This is a genomic window from Arthrobacter sp., from assembly GCF_048266065.1.
Taxonomy (GTDB): Bacteria; Actinomycetota; Actinomycetes; order Actinomycetales; family Micrococcaceae; genus Arthrobacter_H.
Map to the genome: position 1 here is coordinate 102,629 of NZ_JBLXAH010000005.1, position 16,933 is coordinate 119,561.

Genomic DNA, 16,933 nt, shown 5'->3' on the forward strand with positions numbered 1-16,933 from the left:
TGCATAGTTAACGGTTGGAGAGTCTTCGCATCGGTCGGATGCGTCGGCGGCACGTGGATCCCCATTTGGACGAAGGCTGGATATTGAGCGGCAATGCAACGTTTCGACACACCAACTCGGCGATTCTCGCCGTCACCAGTGTGGAGGCTCCGGTCGTCGTCACGTCCAGTGAATTCGACAAGCGCCTCGAACCCAGCCTGAAGCGCCTGCGCCTGTCCAAGCGGCTCCTCGAGCGGGTCGCCGGCGTGAGCGAACGCCGCTGGTGGCCCGAGGGAACGGGATTCGACGATGCCGCCGTCGACGCCGGCTCCAAGGCATTGGCCGAATCAGGCGTCGAACCGCATGAGATCGGCTTGCTCATCAACACCTCCGTCACCCGCAAGAACCTCGAGCCGTCGGTGGCCGTAAAGGTCCACAATGGCTTGGGGCTGCCGTCTTCTGCGATGAACTTCGATCTGGCCAATGCCTGCCTGGGATTCGTGAACGGAATGACCCTGGCCGCGAACATGATCGATTCGGGACAGATCAAGTACGCACTCATCGTGGCCGGCGAGGATTCGCAGATTGCCCAGGAACCGACCTTTGACCGTTTGAACCGCGAGGATTCCACCCGCGAGGACTACCTGCGCGAGTTCGCCACGCTCACCTTGGGGTCCGGCGCCGCGGCGGCAGTCATTGGGCGTGCCGACGAGCACCCCGGATCCCACCGCATCCTCGGAGGCGTCTCGCGGGCAGGCACCGAGCACCATGAGCTCTGCGTCGGCGGGCCGCAGGGCATGTACACGGATACCAAGGGCCTGTTGGACAACGGCCTGAAGCTCGTGGTCGATGCCTGGGACGAGGCGCATCAGGACGGCTGGAGCTGGGGCTCGATGGACCGCTACGTCACGCACCAGGTCTCGAATTCCTACACCAATGCCATCATCAAGGCCGTGAACCTGGTCAAGGAACGGGTTCCGATCACCTTTCCCAAGTGGGGAAACGTCGGCCCCGCATCGCTGCCGATGACCCTGGCGCAGGAAGCCAATTCGCTGAATCCGGGCGACCGGGTGCTGTGCATGGGCGTTGGTTCGGGCCTGAATACCGCGATGTTGGAGCTGGCGTGGTAGGACGGAGCTGGCCCGGGGTCCGCCCCGAATTCTCCCGATATCTCACCGTCCCCTCCACGGCAGGCTGCGACCTCCCGGACACCTCCCATCGGTGGCACGTTCTGGACAACGGCCCGATTCTCGAATCCAAGGGCGCCTCCCCCGCCGGAACGATCCTCGCCGTCCATGGCAATCCGACCTGGTCCTACCTCTGGCGCAGCGTTGTCGAGGCGGCGACGGTGGCCGAGACCCCGTGGCGCGTCATCGCCGTCGACCAGCTCGACATGGGCTTCTCCGAGCGCACCGGAACCTTTCGCCGACTGGATGACCGGGTCACCGATCTGGGCGACCTCACCGACGCCCTCGGCCTCTCGGGGCCGATCGTCACGTTGGGACATGACTGGGGCGGTGTCATCTCCCTTGGATGGGCCACACGGCATCGCGATCTGCTCGCCGGTGTGGTGCTCACCAACACCGCAGTGCACCCTGCCGGCTTCAAGCTTCCGCCGGCCCTGTCCCTCGCGCTGAACCCAGCCGTACACCGGTGGGGCACGCAAACCACCCCCGCGTTCCTGAAGGTGACCCACTCGTTGGCGCATCCACCGCTGTCGGCACCTGTGAAGGCTGCGTTTATGGAGCCCTACCTCACGGCGGCCCAACGCGCGGGCGTTGCCAACTTCGTGGCCGACATCCCGGCCGAACCGGGGCACCCCAGCTGGCCGGCCCTGGAAACCATCTCGGCAGATATCCGTTCCCTCCGGGTCCCCACCCTGATGATGTGGGGACCGCGCGATCCGATCTTCTCGGATCGATACCTGCGCGATCTGATGGACCGGCTGCCGCAGGCCTCAGTGCACCGGTTCGAATTCGCCGGGCACCTGCTGCCCGAAGACCGCGACATCGCGACACCACTGCTGGCGTGGTTGACTGCGTCACTCCCGTCGGAGGACAACGACAGGCCGACCACACCTCCGGCCGAAGCGACCCAGCCCTTCCGCAGCATGCTCTCCGAACTGGACGCCCGCCGCGACGACCAGACCGACGCCGTGGTCGACATGCTCCCGTCCGACGGGTCCACGCGTCTGTCCCGAGCGGTATCGTGGTCCTCGCTCGCACGCCGGGTTGATGCCATCGCCACTGGGCTTGCCGAACTCGGAGTGCGGCGCGGAGACCGGGTCAACCTGTTGGTCCCCCCGAGTTCCGAGCTCACCGCCCTCGTCTACGCCTGCCTGCGACTGGGCGCGGTCATCGTCGTCGCCGACGCAGGCCTGGGGACACGCGGCCTCGGCCGGGCCATCCGGGGAGCCGGCCCTGGCTACCTGATCGGCATCGAACGCGCCCTCATCGGTGCCCGTGCCCTCAATTGGCCCGGTCAACGGATCGCCGTTGGGGATCTCTCCCCCGCCAAGCATCACCTGCTCGGTGTCACCACCACCGTCCCCGACCTCGAGCGCGCCGGCACCAGAGCCCTGGCCCACAACGCCTCACCTTTTGAGACCAACGATCCGGATGCCGACGCCGCGGTTCTCTTCACCTCGGGGTCTACCGGACCAGCCAAGGGCGTGGTCTACACACACCGTCAGTTGGCCGCGATGCGCGACACATTGCAGGAGACTTATGGCCTGAAACCGGGAGATGCGCTCGTGGCCGGGTTCGCCCCCTTCGCGTTGCTCGGCCCCGCGTTGGGAGCCGTTTCCGTGACTCCTGACATGGACGTCACCTCCCCTCGCACGCTCACGGCGTCCGCCTTGGCCGACGCGGCCGCCGCCATCGACGCCACGATCGTCTTCGCGTCGCCGGCGGCCCTGGTCAATGTCCTGGCCACCGCCGACGACATGGACTCCGTGCAACGGGCTGCGCTGGAAGGCGTGAACCTGCTGCTCTCCGCCGGTGCACCGTTGGGTGCCGGTCTGCTGCAGCGGGTCCAGCGGCTGGCGCCCCAGGCAGCAGTCCACACCCCCTACGGAATGACCGAAGCCCTGCCCGTGACCGACATCAGCCTCACGGGAATCATCGAGGCCGGAGTCGGCGACGGGGTGTGCGTCGGCACTCCCGTGGCCGGAGCCCAAGTGAGGATCGCTCCCCTCGCTGCGGACGGATCCGTCACGGACGCCCTGAGCGAGTCCCCGGGTGTACTGGGCGAAATCGTCGTCGCGGCACCGCACGTCAAGGATCGCTACGACCGATTGTGGATCACCGAACAGGCCAGTTCACAGCATCCGGGTTGGCACCACACCGGCGACGTGGGACAGCTCGACGCCGAGGGGCGGTTGTGGGTCCAAGGCAGACTGGGCCACATCATCACCACGCCCGACGGCGTCCGCACGCCGGTGGCCGCCGAACTGGCTGCCGAGTCAGTTGATGCAATCCGTCGCGCAGCGGTGGTCGGTGTGGGCCCTGCGGGCACGCAGGCCGTCGTCGTCATCGTCGAAACCGATCCGAGGTCTCGGCGGCCAGGACTGCTGGACCAGGAGACGACCCACAGCGTGCGTAGTGCAGTGCTACAACGTACTGGCATCAAGGTCTCCGCTGTCCTCTCCATTCCGGACATGCCCACCGACATCCGACACAACTCCAAGATCGACCGCAGCGCGCTTTCCGAATGGGCCGGCTCCGTCCTATCCGGCCAAAAGGGATCCCTGCCATGATCGCCACACCAGAGGGGCGGCTGGTGCTCGTCACCGGTGCCAGCGGCATGCTCGGGCGGGCAGTGGCCTCCGATTTACTCGCGAGGGGCTACCGCGTGAGGACGTTCCATCGGGGAGCCTCCACTCCTGCCGGGACCGAGCTCGTCCGCGGTTCCGTTACCGACCCGGTTGCCGTGTCCCGGGCGGTGGACGGTGTGGACGCGGTCCTCCACCTGGCAGCGAAGGTCTCCTTCACTGGCGAATGGGACGAGTTCGTCGCCACCAACATTGACGGCACCCGCAACCTGCTCACGGAGGCCCGTGCGGCAAGCGTCCCTGATTTCGTCTTCGTCTCCTCCCCGTCGGTGGCTCACCTCGGTTCGTCCATTGTGGGCGAGGGCGCCGGCCCTGCCGATCCCGACGCGGCACGGGGCAACTATGCGCGGTCCAAGGCAGCCGCGGAGCTGTTGGCCCTTGCCGCCGACAAACCTGGGTTCCGTGTCGCAGTCGTCCGCCCCCACGTGGTGTGGGGGCCGGGTGATACCCAGCTCGTGGAGCGTGTCATTGACCGGGCTCGGTCTGGTCGGCTTCCCCTGCTCGACGGCGGGACGGCCCTCATCGATACCACCTACGTGGACAATGCCGCCGCGGCAATCGTTCGGGCTCTGGAGCGCATCGATATCGCCCACGGGCGGCCACTGGTCATCACCAACGGCGAACCGCGCCCGGTGGGCGAATTGATCGCCGGCATCTGCACTGCCGGCGGCGTCGCCGCCCCCACCTTCAGTGTCCCGGGCTCGGCGGCTCGGGCCGCCGGTTCGGTCATCGAGAAAGCCTGGATGGTGGCGTTGCGCAGGGGGTGGGTCAGCGACGAGCCCCCCATGACGGAGTTCTTGGCCGAACAGCTCTCGACGGCCCATTGGTTCGACCAGCGCACTACCCGGAACGTCCTCAAGTGGGAGCCTGCGGTATCCATCGACGAAGGCCTCGCTCGGCTCGCCGCACATTATGGGGGCTCGTCCCCGACCGCGAACCGCCCCGCCCCCGACACAGTGTAGAAAGGCCGATGATGGCTTCCCTGGATCTGATCGACTCGTGGCCAGTACCAAACGCCGCTGTGGCGGTCCTTGGTTGCTCGGGGACCGAGGTAGCCACTCGAGGCGATACACAACGGGTCTACGCATTGGCCTCGGTCACCAAGCTGCTCTCGACCTACGCCCTGCTCGTCGCCCTCGAGGAGGAGGCCCTGAACCTGGAATTGCCGGCCGGTCCGGATGGCTCCACTGTTCGGCATCTCCTGGCGCACGCCGGCGGCTATGACTTCTCAGGTCACGTCGTACGTGCAGCTCCGGGTACCCGTCGGATCTATTCCAATACCGGGTTCGAGGTGCTCGGCCAAACACTCCAGCACGAGACGGGCATTGCCTTTGCCGACTACCTCTCGGAAGCTGTTTTGCAACCGCTCGGCATGGAATCCACCGGCTTGAGTGGCTCACCGGCCGCTGATGCAACATCAACGGTGGCGGATCTCAGTCGATTCGCCGCCGAACTCCAGCGTCCCACCTTGGTTTCTGCTGCCACGATGTCGTGGGCCACCACCGTCCAATTCCCCGGTCTGGATGGTGTACTCCCCGGGTACGGCCGCCAAAAGCCCAACGACTGGGGCCTGGGGTTCGAACTACGCGGCACCAAGGATCCGCACTGGACCGGTACCGGCAATTCGCCGCAGACCTTTGGGCACTTCGGGCAAGCCGGCACGTTCCTCTGGGTCGACCCCGCGGCGGAGCTAGCCTGCGTAGCCCTGACTGATCGTGATTTCGGCCCTTGGGCCGTGGAGGCATGGACACCGTTCAGCGATGCGGTATTGGCCGAATTCGGGAATTAGAATCGCGCGTTGCGGGGAACTCGTTGGCACGTCGGGCACGTATACGATGACCGCCCCATGAACGGGTCGCGGCGGATCAGCGAGGCCATTCCCCCGTCGCCGCACCGGCGGCACGGCAGCCCGTTCCGGCCGTAGGCGTTGAGGGATCGCGAGAAATAGCCGGACGCCCCGTTGACGTTGACATAGAGCTGATCAAAGCTCGTGCCGCCAGCTTCCAGTGCGCGAGCCATGATGGCCTGCAGGGCCTGCACGAGGCGGACCGTATCGGGTCGGCGCATGGTGTCCGTAGGGCGCGCATAGTGCATCCGCGCCTGCCATAATGCCTCGTCAGCATAGATGTTCCCGACTCCCGAGACCAGGTTCTGATCGAGGATCGCCCGCTTGATACTAGTGCGGCGTTCCCGCAATCGGCCATGGAAGAGTTCGACGTCGAATGCTGGATCCAGCACGTCACGGGCAATGTGCGCGGCAGCTTGGGGGATGCTCGATCGTGTCGAGCCGAGCCCGCCCGGGGCCCCGTCCGCGGTGGGGATCAGAGGGGAAAGACAAAGGCCACCGAAGATCCTCTGGTCGATGAAGCGTAGTTCACCGGGCTTCCCGGGGCTGGCGCTCAGCTCCAAAGTGACCTTAAGGTGTTTTTCTGGTGTAGCACTGCGATCCTCGACAAGGAGCTGGCCACTCATCCCCAGGTGGGCAACCAGCGCGACGCTGCTGGGGAGACCCTCGAGTGGCATCCAGAGAAACTTTCCCCGGCGCACTGCTTCGGTCAATGTTGTGCCGGTAAGGGTGTCCGCGAAGTCGCCCGGCCCTCCGGGGTGGCGGCGGACCGACCGTGCGTCATGGACGCTGGCACCTTCGATGCGGCGTCCAGCGACCCAGGAATCGAGTCCGCGGCGGACCACCTCGACTTCGGGAAGTTCGGGCATGTGCTAGCGGTCTACGCGCGTTTCGGGACCACCCGCAGCAGCTTTGGGGACCAGAAGCCGATACGAGACCGCGGCGGCTTCCTGCTCGGCCTCCTTTTTCGAGGGCCCGGTGCCAGTGCCGTAGGAGGTCTTGCCGATGTTCAGGGTCGCGTCGAACACACGTGCGTGGTCAGGGCCGGTTCCGGTGATCACATATTCAATGGTTCCGAGCTTGCGGGAAGCGGCGATCTCCTGGATCGCTGTCTTCCAATCGGTACCCGCCCCGAGGTTCTCTACGTCGACCAGCAAGGGACCGACCAGCCGCATGACAAGGTCTTGGGCAGCGTCAGGGCCAGCGCTGAGGAATGTGGCACCGATCAGGGCTTCCATCGTGTCGGCGAGGATGGAGGATTTATTCGCACCATGCGTGAGCCGCTCCCCTTGGCCCAGCAAAATGTGCTGGCCAACTTCGAGGCCTCGTGCGATGCCGGCCAGCGCACGGGTACTGACCACGGCAGAACGCCGTTTGGCCAGGTCTCCTTCAGGAAGGTCCGGGTAGGTGCGGTACAGGTGGTCGGTGACGGCATATCCCAATACCGAATCGCCGAGGAACTCGAGCCGTTCGTTGGTGGGCAATCCGCCGTGCTCGTATGCGTAAGAGCGATGCGTGAGGGCAAGACGAAGCGTCTCGGGGTCAATAGTGACCCCGAGACGCTTCAGAAGCTCTTCTGTTGAAGGCATCAGACGTGGTTAGGCGTCTGCTACCTTGCGCCCCTTGTATTCAAGGAACAGCTCGGTGCCGGCGGAGTCGGTCACGACCTTGGCCTGGTGCGGCAGGCTGTAGGTCACGCGGCCGTTCTCAACGGTCTTGACCAGGTTGGGCGCAGTGGCCTTCCACTGGGACCGACGGGCACGGGTATTCGAGCGGGACATCTTCCGCTTGGGAACAGCCACGGCTAACTCTCTTCTCTCTCGACTGATTCTGTACTCGACGCCGCATCATTTGCGGCGGTGCCGGTCAGTCCGTTCAGGGCTGCCCAGCGGGGATCTAGGATCTCATGGTGGTGTCCAGGTTCGTCCGCAAGGCGGATACCGCATTCGACGCAAAGGCCTTCGCAGTCCTCCCGGCACACCGGTTGGAACGGCAGTGCGGTCACCACTGTGTTCCGAAGCACCGGCTCCAGATCGATTTGATCATCGACGATCTGGTGCTGGTCGATGTCCTCCTCCTCGGGCAACTCATTGCCTTCGAAAAAGAACAGCTCCTGTATGTCGGACTCGAGGTCATACGCGATGGGCTCCAGACACCGGCCACACTCCCCGGATACTTCCGAGAATGCGGTACCGGAAACCAAGATTCCCTCGTGTACGACCTCGAATCGAAGATCCAGATCTATAGATGATCCCTCTTCGATTCCGATCAGTGCCGCCCCCATTTCGCGCGGAGCGGGCACGGTCCGTTCAAGAGTCTTCATGGAACCGGGGGGACCCCCGAATTCCTTGGCCGAAAAGACCAGCGGCGAGCTGCGATCTATTCCGTGTGACGACGGACGATCTGAACGCTTATCGCTAATGAGTACTCCTGTAGAACAAAGACCGACATTACATCATAGCCCGACATGGCTTGACAGCCCAAACCACAAATCGTTTACCCACTTTTGGAACTCGCAATGCGCCCTTGCTAGAACGGAAGGGGTGCAATTTGTTCCATACTTCCCCGGACTGACACGCCCCCCGAAGTGGAGCCCCTAAACTGTTGACATGCCATTGATGACGACCTTCACCAAAGGCCTCCGGCGCGTCAAGTCGCGTCTCAGCCCCTCAATCAAGGAGCCGCGAGTGCGTCGACGGCTCTCTGCCCTGCCCCCGCCACCCGGCGAAAGCCCCTTCGCCGTATACTTTGCCGACGGCCCCGATGCTGTTTACCAGGTGGACCAGTGGCTTCCCGTATTTGAACGGTTAGCAGCCTCCGGCACGCCGGTCTCGCTTTTGATGACCAACGCGGATTCGGCCGCCAGGTTGCTATCCGACTGCCCGTTGCCTATCGAGCTCTGCACCACCTCTTCTGCCACTGAGGCATTCGTCGACACTCACCGTGTCCGAGTCATCTTCTACCTCAACAACAACCAGGCGAATTTCACAACGCTGCGCATCAACGGCCCGTTCCATGTCCACCTCAGCCACGGTGAGAGCGAAAAGTCCTCCATGGTCTCGAATCAACTCAAGGCATATGACGCTGCGTTCATCGCCGGACCTGCGTCGCGAGAGCGAATCCTCCACCACGTGCGTCGCATTGACCCATCACATTTGGTGGAAGTTGGACGCCCACAATTGGACTTCCCGCAGCCGCCGCTCTCAAAGCCTCATCTAGAACCTGTCGTGCTCTATGCGCCCACATGGGAAGGCGACAGTTCTGCCATGGCTTACAGTTCACTGGCTGGTACGGGAATCGATCTGATCCGCACCCTCCGGATGGATCCGCGCGTCAATCTTCGTTTCCGTCCTCACCCCAAGACCGGGACCTGCTCGTCCAAGTATGCCCGGGCACTACGGGAGGCTCGGCTCCTCATCCGGGAGTCATCACCCCGGCCGGCCAGGCAGCCGAAGCCACCGAAATTTCTGGACGCGATCTCTGATATCTCCCAGGCCGACGTCGTCATCACGGACGTCTCCGCCATGGCAATGGACGCGGTGGGGCTGAACAAGCCGTTGATGGTCCTCGCACCTTCAGCCATCCCGGCAGCAAGTTTGACAACGCGGATTCAGGACCACGTCACCACGTGGTCAACTCTTCCCAGGGATGCCGTAGATCAAGTGCTGATAGCTGCACGAAACGGGCCAGGCGCACAGCAAAAGAAATTCCGTGACCATGTATTCGGACCGCCCGAGCTCGGAACCGGAACCGAAAGGTTCATTCAGGCGGCCCACAACCTACTACGGTCCGCCGGTCGCTGAATGTTGCCTGGCGACGCACACGGACGCCTGAACACACTCCAGCAATCGGCATGGGCATCAGCTGGCCATCGGCCCCATCTGCTCGATCAATCACCGCGCACCTACACGCGGAATTGATGCCCCGTGAAACAATGAGTCCACATCTCTCCCCGATTTATAGGAACCGGCACCCTTGACGCAAACGCCCCCCCTGATTTCTGCCGCTCGGGCCCAAACCCGTGTTCGACTCCGGACCGTCCTCGCGCTGTTCATCGTCGTCGTCGTCATGGCTGCCACCCTGCTCGTGGCTATTGAGCACGACGACAAGGGCTCATGGGGATGGGTATTGGGCCTGTCTTGGATCGCCGTCGTCGTACTTTTGCTGTTCATCCCGAACCGAAACTTCAAACCGGGACTGGCAAAGTACACGCCCGTGAGAGCCGGGATGCTCGCGTCAACCGGCCTATTGGCAGCGTCCACCGCCGCAAATACATTCGAGGCGCTCTTCACCACTTTGGCAGTAGTGCTCGGAGCGGGCACGATCGTCGGCGAACGAGTTCTCCGCCGGTTCGGCCTCGGCGGCGGGCACGCCGTTCTCCAGCTTCCCGGCACTGGGAAACCGCCGCGCACCTTCCCGCTGACCCAACCAATTGTCTACCTCCAGCTGGTTTTCCTGGGGTACGGCGTGCTCGTCGCAGCATTGGATCTCTCGGCGCTCGGGTGGTTCCTTCTCGGGATTCTTATTGGGGGCCTCATGCTTGCGCGTGCAACCAGCGTGTTCCTACGTCGGAGATACAACGGCAAGGTTGAACGCAACGTCGGCTCGCTCATCGCCGAATACGGGCCCGAGTTCGCCATCTACACAGCACGGCCGGACGATGCTTCATACCAAATCGCCATGTGGCTGCCGTACCTTCAGCGCACCGGCAAGAAGTTCATAATCGTCACCCGAGCCGAGGCCCCAGCACATGCGCTCGCCGCCATCACCGATGCTCCGGTAATCCTCCGGAAGCGCCTTGGCGATCTCGATGATCTCGTTGTTCCAACGTTGAGCACCATTTTCTACGTAAATGCCTCCTCGGGTAACGGCGCCATGGTCCGTTACCCTCAGTTCACACACGTGTACCTTGGGCATGGCGACTCGGACAAGGCACCGTCATACAATCCCACGCACGCAATGTATGACAAGATCTACGCAGCCGGCCCCGCTGCAACCCGCAGATATGCTGCCCACGGCGTACTCATGGACCCAGCAAAGTTCACGATCGTCGGACGTCCGCAACTGGAAATTCTCGAACCCGCCCCGGCAGTCTTACCAGTCCAGCCAACGGTTCTCTACGCCCCCACTTGGCGGGGCCACGTCGAAGAGACCTTCCTCCATTCGATTCCTTGGGCTCCGTCCATCGTCGCCGCGTTGCTCAAGCGCCATGTTCGGGTGATTTTTCGACCGCACCCGTTCAGCTACCACTTCCCCGAGGATGCGGCGCTGATTGCCGAGGTGCAGGAGCTCCTGCGGGATGACTCCCGTCGCACAGGCACGGACCACGTTTTTGGCCCGGCCGCGGAAAAGGACCTCGACATCATCGGATGCATGAACGCGTCAGACGCCATGATTTCCGACGTCTCCAGTGTCGTCTCCGACTACTTGTACGCCTGCAAGCCGCTCGCGATGGTGGTGGTCAATACTTCCCTGGAGTCATTCCGCGACGAATATCCCATCGCCCGTGCTGCCTATCTTCTGGCTTCAGACCTCACCAACATCGATTCAATGCTCGATCAGTTGCTGGGCGAGGACCCGCTGCGCGCCCGCCGGGCCGAACTGCGAGACGACTACTTGGGCGATTTTCCGACCGATTCCTATGCGGACGTGTTCATACAGGCTGCACGTGAGACCATCGAGCAGCGTCATGCGGAGCAGCTCGACGAAGCACCGGCGTCAGTTGACAACACCGACGTGGACGCCGACGCGGAAAACTTGTCGGCAGAGGCGCAGGCACCGAATGTCGATGACGAAATAGCTTCTCTGGCCAACCAGGATCTTGCCGAGCTCGCTAGACTGGCCAGCCGCCGCAAGGCACGCAAACGTGTCCGTAGGGTCCGCAATAAGGCCCTGCGCATGGCTCGCTACTTCCTGCCGGACGTGCTCGCCGCCCTGGCGCTGGGCGCGACAGCTACAGTCGGTGTGACCTCACTGGCATTCCTCCTGCCTGCTTTCCTCGCTTTGGCCATTTTCATCTACTTGCATCGGAGGGGTTTCCGAAGCCAGGTCCAGATGAACCGCGCGTTGGGATCAATGCCGATCGCACGTGCTCTCATCGCGGTGACACTTTTGGCCGGAATGGCCGTAGTTGGCCACGGTTGGGCGTCCGTTGTCGGGCCGGGGCTTGCATTCCTGGCCATTTGCCTCGAAGGCCAGGCCGTCGCTACATGGCGCGCCGCCGGACTCCAATCGCGCAATCTTCCCGGAACTGAAAAAGCACGCCCGCTCCCATTCGCCCGGGGTTGGGCGGGCATGACTTCAGCCCTGGCATTGATGGCCATGTCACTGTCCGCATTCGTCGTAACGGACTCGGGAATCCTGCAGATGCTATTCGGTGCCATGTCATTCGCCATGACCGTCTATGTACTTGTCTGCGGCGTCTACCGCAGGTACATAAATCTGGAGTTGGACGCCCGCCTTCCGGAGCTTCTCAATGCCGTCGGACCCAGGTTCTGCGTCTACTTCGGTTCCAACGTGGGTGTGTCTTACCAACTGGGCATGTGGGTGCCCTATCTGGACCGCATCGGAGAACCATACATCGTCGTGACACGCGACCTTAGGATGATGCGCGCCGCGTCCAAGGTGACGGACGCCCCAGTTATTTACCGCCGTACGTTAGCCTCACTCGAAGAGGTCCTGGTTCCAGGGCTCACCACGGCGTTCTACGTAAACAACGCGGTGAAGAACACCCACCTGATTGAACGGCGGGAACTCACCCATATTTGGCTCAACCACGGCGATTCGGAAAAAGCTGCCTGTTTTAACCCGGTCCATGGAATCTACGACAGGATCTTCGCATCCGGACAGGCCGGAATCGACCGATATGAGCGCCACGGTGTCATCATTCCGCGTGAGAAGTTCGAGATTGTCGGACGCCCCCAGGTTGAAGGAATCACCGGCCGAGCAAGATCTGCGAATCCGCAGACTGTGCTCTATGCCCCCACATGGCGGGGACCGTACGCTGACACGGCCGTATACTCTCTGCCCGTGGGGTTGGAGATTGTCCAGGCGCTTCTCGACAGGGGCTGCACCATTATCTTCCGTGCCCATCCATTCAACTATCGTTACCCCGAGGCCCGCAGCATGATGAGCAGCATTCGCGCCTTGTTGGCCCAGGACGCGATGGAGACGGGGCGGGACCATATTTTCGGGGTGGCGGCCGAGAAGGACCTGGGGTTCGTCGAGTGTTTCAATGCGTCCGATGCCATGATTTCGGACGTCTCGGCCATGGTCTCGGACTTCTTGCAGTCGACCAAGCCATTTGCAGTGGTTGCCGCCAACACCACGGAACAAAATTTACACGTCGACATGCCGGCCACTGAGAGTGGGTACGTGCTACGCGGTGACCTGGACAATCTTGACTCTGTACTTGACAACCTTCTAATCCGGGATCCGTTGGCAGGGAAACGTGAGAAGGTTCGCGAATATTATCTAGGCGATTTTCCCTCGGAGTCTTATGCCCAAGGGTTCGTGGCTGCTGCTTTGCGCCATATCCAGGCCGATCGTCTGGACACAGTCCAGTGAGGACCTTCAAGGCCGCCCTGCGCGCCTCGGGGACTCATGCCTTGGTAAGCCTTGCCCTTGCCCTGATGTTTACCCTCGCAGCGCTGCAATCTGGTGGCTCCGTCAGATCCGAAATCCCATTGGGAGTTGGCCTGTTGTTGGCCGTGCTTCCCTGGCCGGGACTTTTGGTTCTCTCCGCCTTCCCTGGCCGGCCCGTCAGCGAGGGACTCGGGTTCTCAAAATCTGACCACCTTGTACGTCGTACCAGGCTGTCTGCCACAGCGGTGGGTGTGCTAGTACTCGTCTGCGCGCTGGCCGTAGCCCTGCATGTCCAACTCTGGATTCGTGCGGTGCTGATCATTTCTGCGATAGCAATCGCCTCTGTAGCCACTTTCCACCTTGTTCGCATCCTTGGCAGCATGAAGCGCCAGCGTGCCGCTCTTCGGAGGGCGATCGGCGAATTTGGTCCCGAGTTCATCCTCTATACCGGCCGGCCCGAGGGAGGCGCCTATCAAATACAACAATGGCTCCCTCAGCTGCTGGCAATTTCGCCCCGAGTTCTCGTTGTTGTGCGGCACCAATCTGCCGTCCACCGATTGGCACCCGTCCTTCCAGAGGGCGTGCCTCTTGTCTGCTGCCAGGAAAACCAGGATCTTGACGACGTGGTCATTCCCAGCGTACGTGCGGCGTTCTACGTGAATTCCGTGACAAGCAATGCCAACCTGGTCAGTTACCGAGGTATCCACCACATCTATTTGGGACATGGGGATTCCGATAAGGAGATCTCGGCGCACCCTGTCCATCGAATGTACGACGCTATTTTCGTTGCCGGGCAGGCTGCGATTGACCGGTATGCAATGCATAAGGTGCACCTTGATGACGGGCAGGCCCGCATCATTGGACGCCCTCAGTTGGAAGGAATCGAGCGGGTCACTGACCCGCCGAGTTCGCCCAAAACGGTCCTCTATACGCCAACCTGGTCCGGGTACAACCAAGCCACGTCCCTGAGCTCGTTGGCCTTTGCGCAACCATTCATCGCTGACCTAATCACACGAGGAATCCGAGTGCTTTTCCGTCCGCACCCATTCAGCCAAGCCGGCAGCACGGACGCCGTCCACGTAGCAGCCATCGACGCTCAGCTGGCGGCGGATGGCGGCGCGCATATGGGGTCGAAAGTCACCAGTTCGATGTCGCTAATCGACCTGTTCAATGTCTCGGATGCCATGGTGACGGATGTTTCAAGTGTGTTGATCGACTACTTGGCCGCTGAAAAGCCAGTCGCAGTCCTGATTTCGACCGGCTCGGTGCCAGGAGAGAATCCTAAGCCGCATTCGTCCATGGCCTCGGAGGCCGCGTCGAGATACCCCTCCATCCGGCATGCCTACTTGGCAGATTCTCCGACGGCGGATGCATGGAAGCAGATGCTAACCTCCGACTTCAAGCGGGAGAGCCGAGAACGAGCCGCTGCGTATTACTTGGGCGGTACATCCTCAAGCCTCTTCCGGGAAGCTGTTCAGTCCTTAGGCTCTGCAGCTGGACCCTCCTCGTAGGCTCTGTCGCAGGAAATATCGACATGGCGACAATAAAACCCTTGAGGCAAGGTGCACACGGAAGGCCCATACCCAGCTCAGTGCTGAACTCTGCCGGTGCTCTGCACGTCTGAACGGCCATCAGCGGCCCACGTGTGATGCCTAAAAGGCATCCGCTCCCCCCAAGAGTGCCTGGGCTGACAACGGGTCATCTCTCCGGACATCGATGACGTGTCCGGTGCGGCTACCAACCAGCGTTTCCAACGAAGTTCGGGCTACGGTTCTGGACTCGAGCAGTGTGCTGGGGTCCTCGTCGCCGAAGGCCTTGGTTCGCATGGGAGTGGCCGTGCGCTCGGGGTTCACGCAATTCACCCGTATGCGCTCCTGAGCCCATTCGTCTGCCAGGGCTTGCGTCAGGTTGACCGTCGCGGCTTTCGCGGAGCTGTACAGACTGTAGCCCGCACGGCCACGCGTGTAGGAGCTGGAGGTGAACAACAATAGGGAACCCTTGCTGTCCTGCAGCGCGTCGTGGAACGCCTGTGCAATGAACACTGGGCCGAGGTAGTTGATCTCGGTCGCTTGGTAGACAGACTCATCGCTTTCCTCCATCAGCAGGCCGCGGGGCAAGACACCGGCGGTGTTCACGACGAAGTCGACTCGGCCCAGCTCCGCGAGCACTTGGTCGCGCGCCGCCACGATATCCTCCCGACGGTCGACGTGCGTGTTTGTCGAGGAGCGGGAGAAGGTCCTGACGGTGCAACCGAAGGACTCGGCCATTTGCGCGATGTCGGCTCCGATCCCGTATGATCCACCGAAGACCACCGCGACCTTTCCGTCAAGAGCTTGCCGCAGTGCGTCGTCCTCCAGCAGGCGGCGGCCGTCATCGTTGTAAAGCTGGAAGAGCTTGTCGGCAATGTAGATGTCGATGGGCTCGGTTACCTTCATGTTGCGCTCCTCGCCGGGAACGACGCCGATGGCGACACCGGGCGAGTAGCGCAGGACTACGCTGCAATCATCCGTCGCGGCGAAGTTGGGGTCCTGGTTGGCCCCGACGTACGCCCGACGCAACGTGTTCAACTTGAAGGCCTGGGGCGTCTGCCCGCGGCGGAGGGCCGAGCGCGGGGGGACGTCCCGGATCACCGGCAAGGTGCCTATCCCGGGATCGACTTCGACGATGGTATCGGCCGAGGGGATGGCAACATCCACAGCATCGTATTCGCTGAGGGCAGCAACGACGCCGTCCAGGACACGCTGGGAAAGCAGCGGTCGCACCGCGTCATGGAGGATGACGTTGCAGTCTTCCTGTCCGAGGGCAGCGAGGGCAGCCTGCGTGGTCTCATTGCGTGTGCCCGAACCCTCCAGGACCTGCGTGACCTTGGCGAAGGAGTTCTTCTTGACGATGGACCGCACGTTGTCGAGGTAGCCGGGCGTCATCATGACGATGATCTCGTCGATCGAGGCGTTGTCCTCGAAGATGGCCAAGGTGTGCTCGATGATCGGCCGTCCGGCGATCTTGATCAGCTGCTTCGGGATCCCCAGTCCCACCCGTTCGCCGACTCCGCCGGCCAGTATTACCCCTACATTGCGCATGTTCTCTTGTGTGTCCTTATCGCTGGTCTGCGCGGCCCGGGAGCCCCCGTCCGCGCGTCGTCGGATGTCGCTGGAGGCTAGCTCAGTTCCTTGACGATCTGGCTGATGCTGTCCAGGGTCTTCTTCAATTCGGCGACGTGCCGCTCGTCGAAGGCACTCAGTACACGCTTCATCTCCGTCGTGGAAATGCCGCTGGTCCGAGGTAGGTAGACGACTTCGACCCGGTCTTCCAGGTCGTCGAATTTCCCCCGCCAGTCATCGCCAATGCCGAAGACATCGACGTCGTACTTGTCGATGTCCAGTCGCTTCTGTTCCCAGTTCTCTTCCGGAATGGCTTCGTCGACGTAGCGGATCGACTGGACGATTTCGATGCGCTGCTCGAAGGGTACTATCGGCTTCTTGCCCTTGATGGCGTTGAAGTCGTCGGTGGAGACGCCGACGATGAGGTGGTCCCCTTTGTCCTTCAACCGCTTCAGGATGTTGAGATGGCCGATGTGGAAGAGATCGAAGGTTCCGTAGGTCAATACGGTTTTGCTCATGGGTTACCTCACGTCGAGTACCAAATGTCCACCATCACTCTAGACGACCCTCATCCAGCGTTCACCCACCATT

At 62.3% G+C, this 16,933-nt stretch carries 13 protein-coding genes; 7 read left to right on the forward strand and 6 right to left on the reverse strand.

The window, feature by feature from the left end; all coding sequences use genetic code 11:
* Window positions 1–83 precede the first annotated feature (83 nt).
* The 4 genes from ACN0TP_RS09725 to ACN0TP_RS09740 are packed head-to-tail and all read left to right on the forward strand — an operon-like array spanning window position 84 to window position 5,600.
* Window positions 84–1,109 (forward strand): 3-oxoacyl-ACP synthase III, encoded by a 1,026-nt coding sequence (locus tag ACN0TP_RS09725; RefSeq protein ID WP_417218648.1) that lies wholly within the window; start codon window positions 84–86, stop codon window positions 1,107–1,109.
* Window positions 1,103–3,736 carry an alpha/beta fold hydrolase gene (locus ACN0TP_RS09730; protein WP_417218649.1) on the forward strand — a complete coding sequence of 878 codons (2,634 nt, stop codon included), beginning with the start codon at window positions 1,103–1,105 and terminating at the stop codon, window positions 3,734–3,736. Before ACN0TP_RS09725 ends, ACN0TP_RS09730 begins: the two co-directional genes overlap by 7 nt.
* Window positions 3,733–4,773, forward strand: coding sequence for an NAD-dependent epimerase/dehydratase family protein (locus ACN0TP_RS09735; protein ID WP_417218650.1), 1,041 nt, complete (start codon window positions 3,733–3,735; stop codon window positions 4,771–4,773). Before ACN0TP_RS09730 ends, ACN0TP_RS09735 begins: the two co-directional genes overlap by 4 nt.
* Window positions 4,774–4,784: 11 nt before the next feature.
* Window positions 4,785–5,600, forward strand: coding sequence for a serine hydrolase domain-containing protein (locus ACN0TP_RS09740; RefSeq protein ID WP_417218854.1), 816 nt, complete (start codon window positions 4,785–4,787; stop codon window positions 5,598–5,600).
* Here the strand turns inward: ACN0TP_RS09740 and mutM are convergent.
* From mutM to ACN0TP_RS09760, 4 genes are read right to left on the reverse strand one after another with little or no spacing between them, the layout of a single operon-like run.
* On the reverse strand, window positions 5,597–6,526 hold the full coding sequence (mutM, locus tag ACN0TP_RS09745) for a bifunctional DNA-formamidopyrimidine glycosylase/DNA-(apurinic or apyrimidinic site) lyase (RefSeq protein ID WP_417218651.1): 930 nt from the start codon (window positions 6,524–6,526) through the stop codon (window positions 5,597–5,599). The genes ACN0TP_RS09740 and mutM overlap by 4 nt on opposite strands.
* Window positions 6,527–6,529: 3 nt before the next feature.
* Window positions 6,530–7,246, reverse strand: a complete 717-nt coding sequence (gene rnc / locus ACN0TP_RS09750) for a ribonuclease III (RefSeq protein ID WP_417218652.1) — start codon at window positions 7,244–7,246, stop codon at window positions 6,530–6,532.
* A gap of 9 nt (window positions 7,247–7,255) precedes the next feature.
* Window positions 7,256–7,459, reverse strand: coding sequence for a 50S ribosomal protein L32 (rpmF, locus tag ACN0TP_RS09755; protein WP_343900611.1), 204 nt, complete (start codon window positions 7,457–7,459; stop codon window positions 7,256–7,258).
* 2 nt (window positions 7,460–7,461) lie between these two features.
* Window positions 7,462–7,980: a YceD family protein gene (locus tag ACN0TP_RS09760; RefSeq protein WP_417218653.1), complete on the reverse strand. Its 519-nt coding sequence runs from the start codon at window positions 7,978–7,980 to the stop codon at window positions 7,462–7,464.
* A gap of 286 nt (window positions 7,981–8,266) precedes the next feature.
* Between ACN0TP_RS09760 and ACN0TP_RS09765 the strand changes: the two genes are divergently transcribed.
* From ACN0TP_RS09765 to ACN0TP_RS09775, 3 genes are all read left to right on the forward strand, one after another.
* The gene (locus ACN0TP_RS09765) at window positions 8,267–9,460 is read left to right on the forward strand and encodes a CDP-glycerol glycerophosphotransferase family protein (RefSeq protein ID WP_417218654.1); all 1,194 of its coding nucleotides are present in this window, start codon (window positions 8,267–8,269) and stop codon (window positions 9,458–9,460) included.
* Between the two features lie 172 nt (window positions 9,461–9,632).
* Complete coding sequence (locus tag ACN0TP_RS09770; protein WP_417218655.1) at window positions 9,633–13,223, forward strand: CDP-glycerol glycerophosphotransferase family protein; 3,591 nt, start codon at window positions 9,633–9,635, stop codon at window positions 13,221–13,223.
* Window positions 13,220–14,752, forward strand: coding sequence for a CDP-glycerol glycerophosphotransferase family protein (locus tag ACN0TP_RS09775; protein ID WP_417218656.1), 1,533 nt, complete (start codon window positions 13,220–13,222; stop codon window positions 14,750–14,752). The genes ACN0TP_RS09770 and ACN0TP_RS09775 overlap by 4 nt, the downstream gene beginning before the upstream one ends.
* Before the next feature lie 141 nt (window positions 14,753–14,893).
* Here the strand turns inward: ACN0TP_RS09775 and ACN0TP_RS09780 are convergent, their stop codons facing one another.
* On the reverse strand, window positions 14,894–16,321 hold the full coding sequence (locus ACN0TP_RS09780; protein ID WP_417218657.1) for an SDR family NAD(P)-dependent oxidoreductase: 1,428 nt from the start codon (window positions 16,319–16,321) through the stop codon (window positions 14,894–14,896).
* Window positions 16,322–16,398: 77 nt separating this feature from the next.
* Window positions 16,399–16,860: a glycerol-3-phosphate cytidylyltransferase gene (tagD, locus tag ACN0TP_RS09785; RefSeq protein WP_417218658.1), complete on the reverse strand. Its 462-nt coding sequence runs from the start codon at window positions 16,858–16,860 to the stop codon at window positions 16,399–16,401.
* Window positions 16,861–16,933 lie beyond the last annotated feature (73 nt).

Coding starts and splice junctions, on each gene's coding strand:
- ACN0TP_RS09735 (WP_417218650.1), top strand. CDS start 3,733: ATGATCGCCACACCAGAGGGGCGGCTGGTGCTCGTCACCGGTGCCAGC.
- ACN0TP_RS09740 (WP_417218854.1), top strand. CDS start 4,785: ATGGCTTCCCTGGATCTGATCGACTCGTGGCCAGTACCAAACGCCGCT.
- mutM (WP_417218651.1), bottom strand. CDS start 6,526: ATGCCCGAACTTCCCGAAGTCGAGGTGGTCCGCCGCGGACTCGATTCC.
- rnc (WP_417218652.1), bottom strand. CDS start 7,246: ATGCCTTCAACAGAAGAGCTTCTGAAGCGTCTCGGGGTCACTATTGAC.
- ACN0TP_RS09760 (WP_417218653.1), bottom strand. CDS start 7,980: ATGAAGACTCTTGAACGGACCGTGCCCGCTCCGCGCGAAATGGGGGCG.
- ACN0TP_RS09765 (WP_417218654.1), top strand. CDS start 8,267: ATGCCATTGATGACGACCTTCACCAAAGGCCTCCGGCGCGTCAAGTCG.
- ACN0TP_RS09780 (WP_417218657.1), bottom strand. CDS start 16,321: ATGCGCAATGTAGGGGTAATACTGGCCGGCGGAGTCGGCGAACGGGTG.
- tagD (WP_417218658.1), bottom strand. CDS start 16,860: ATGAGCAAAACCGTATTGACCTACGGAACCTTCGATCTCTTCCACATC.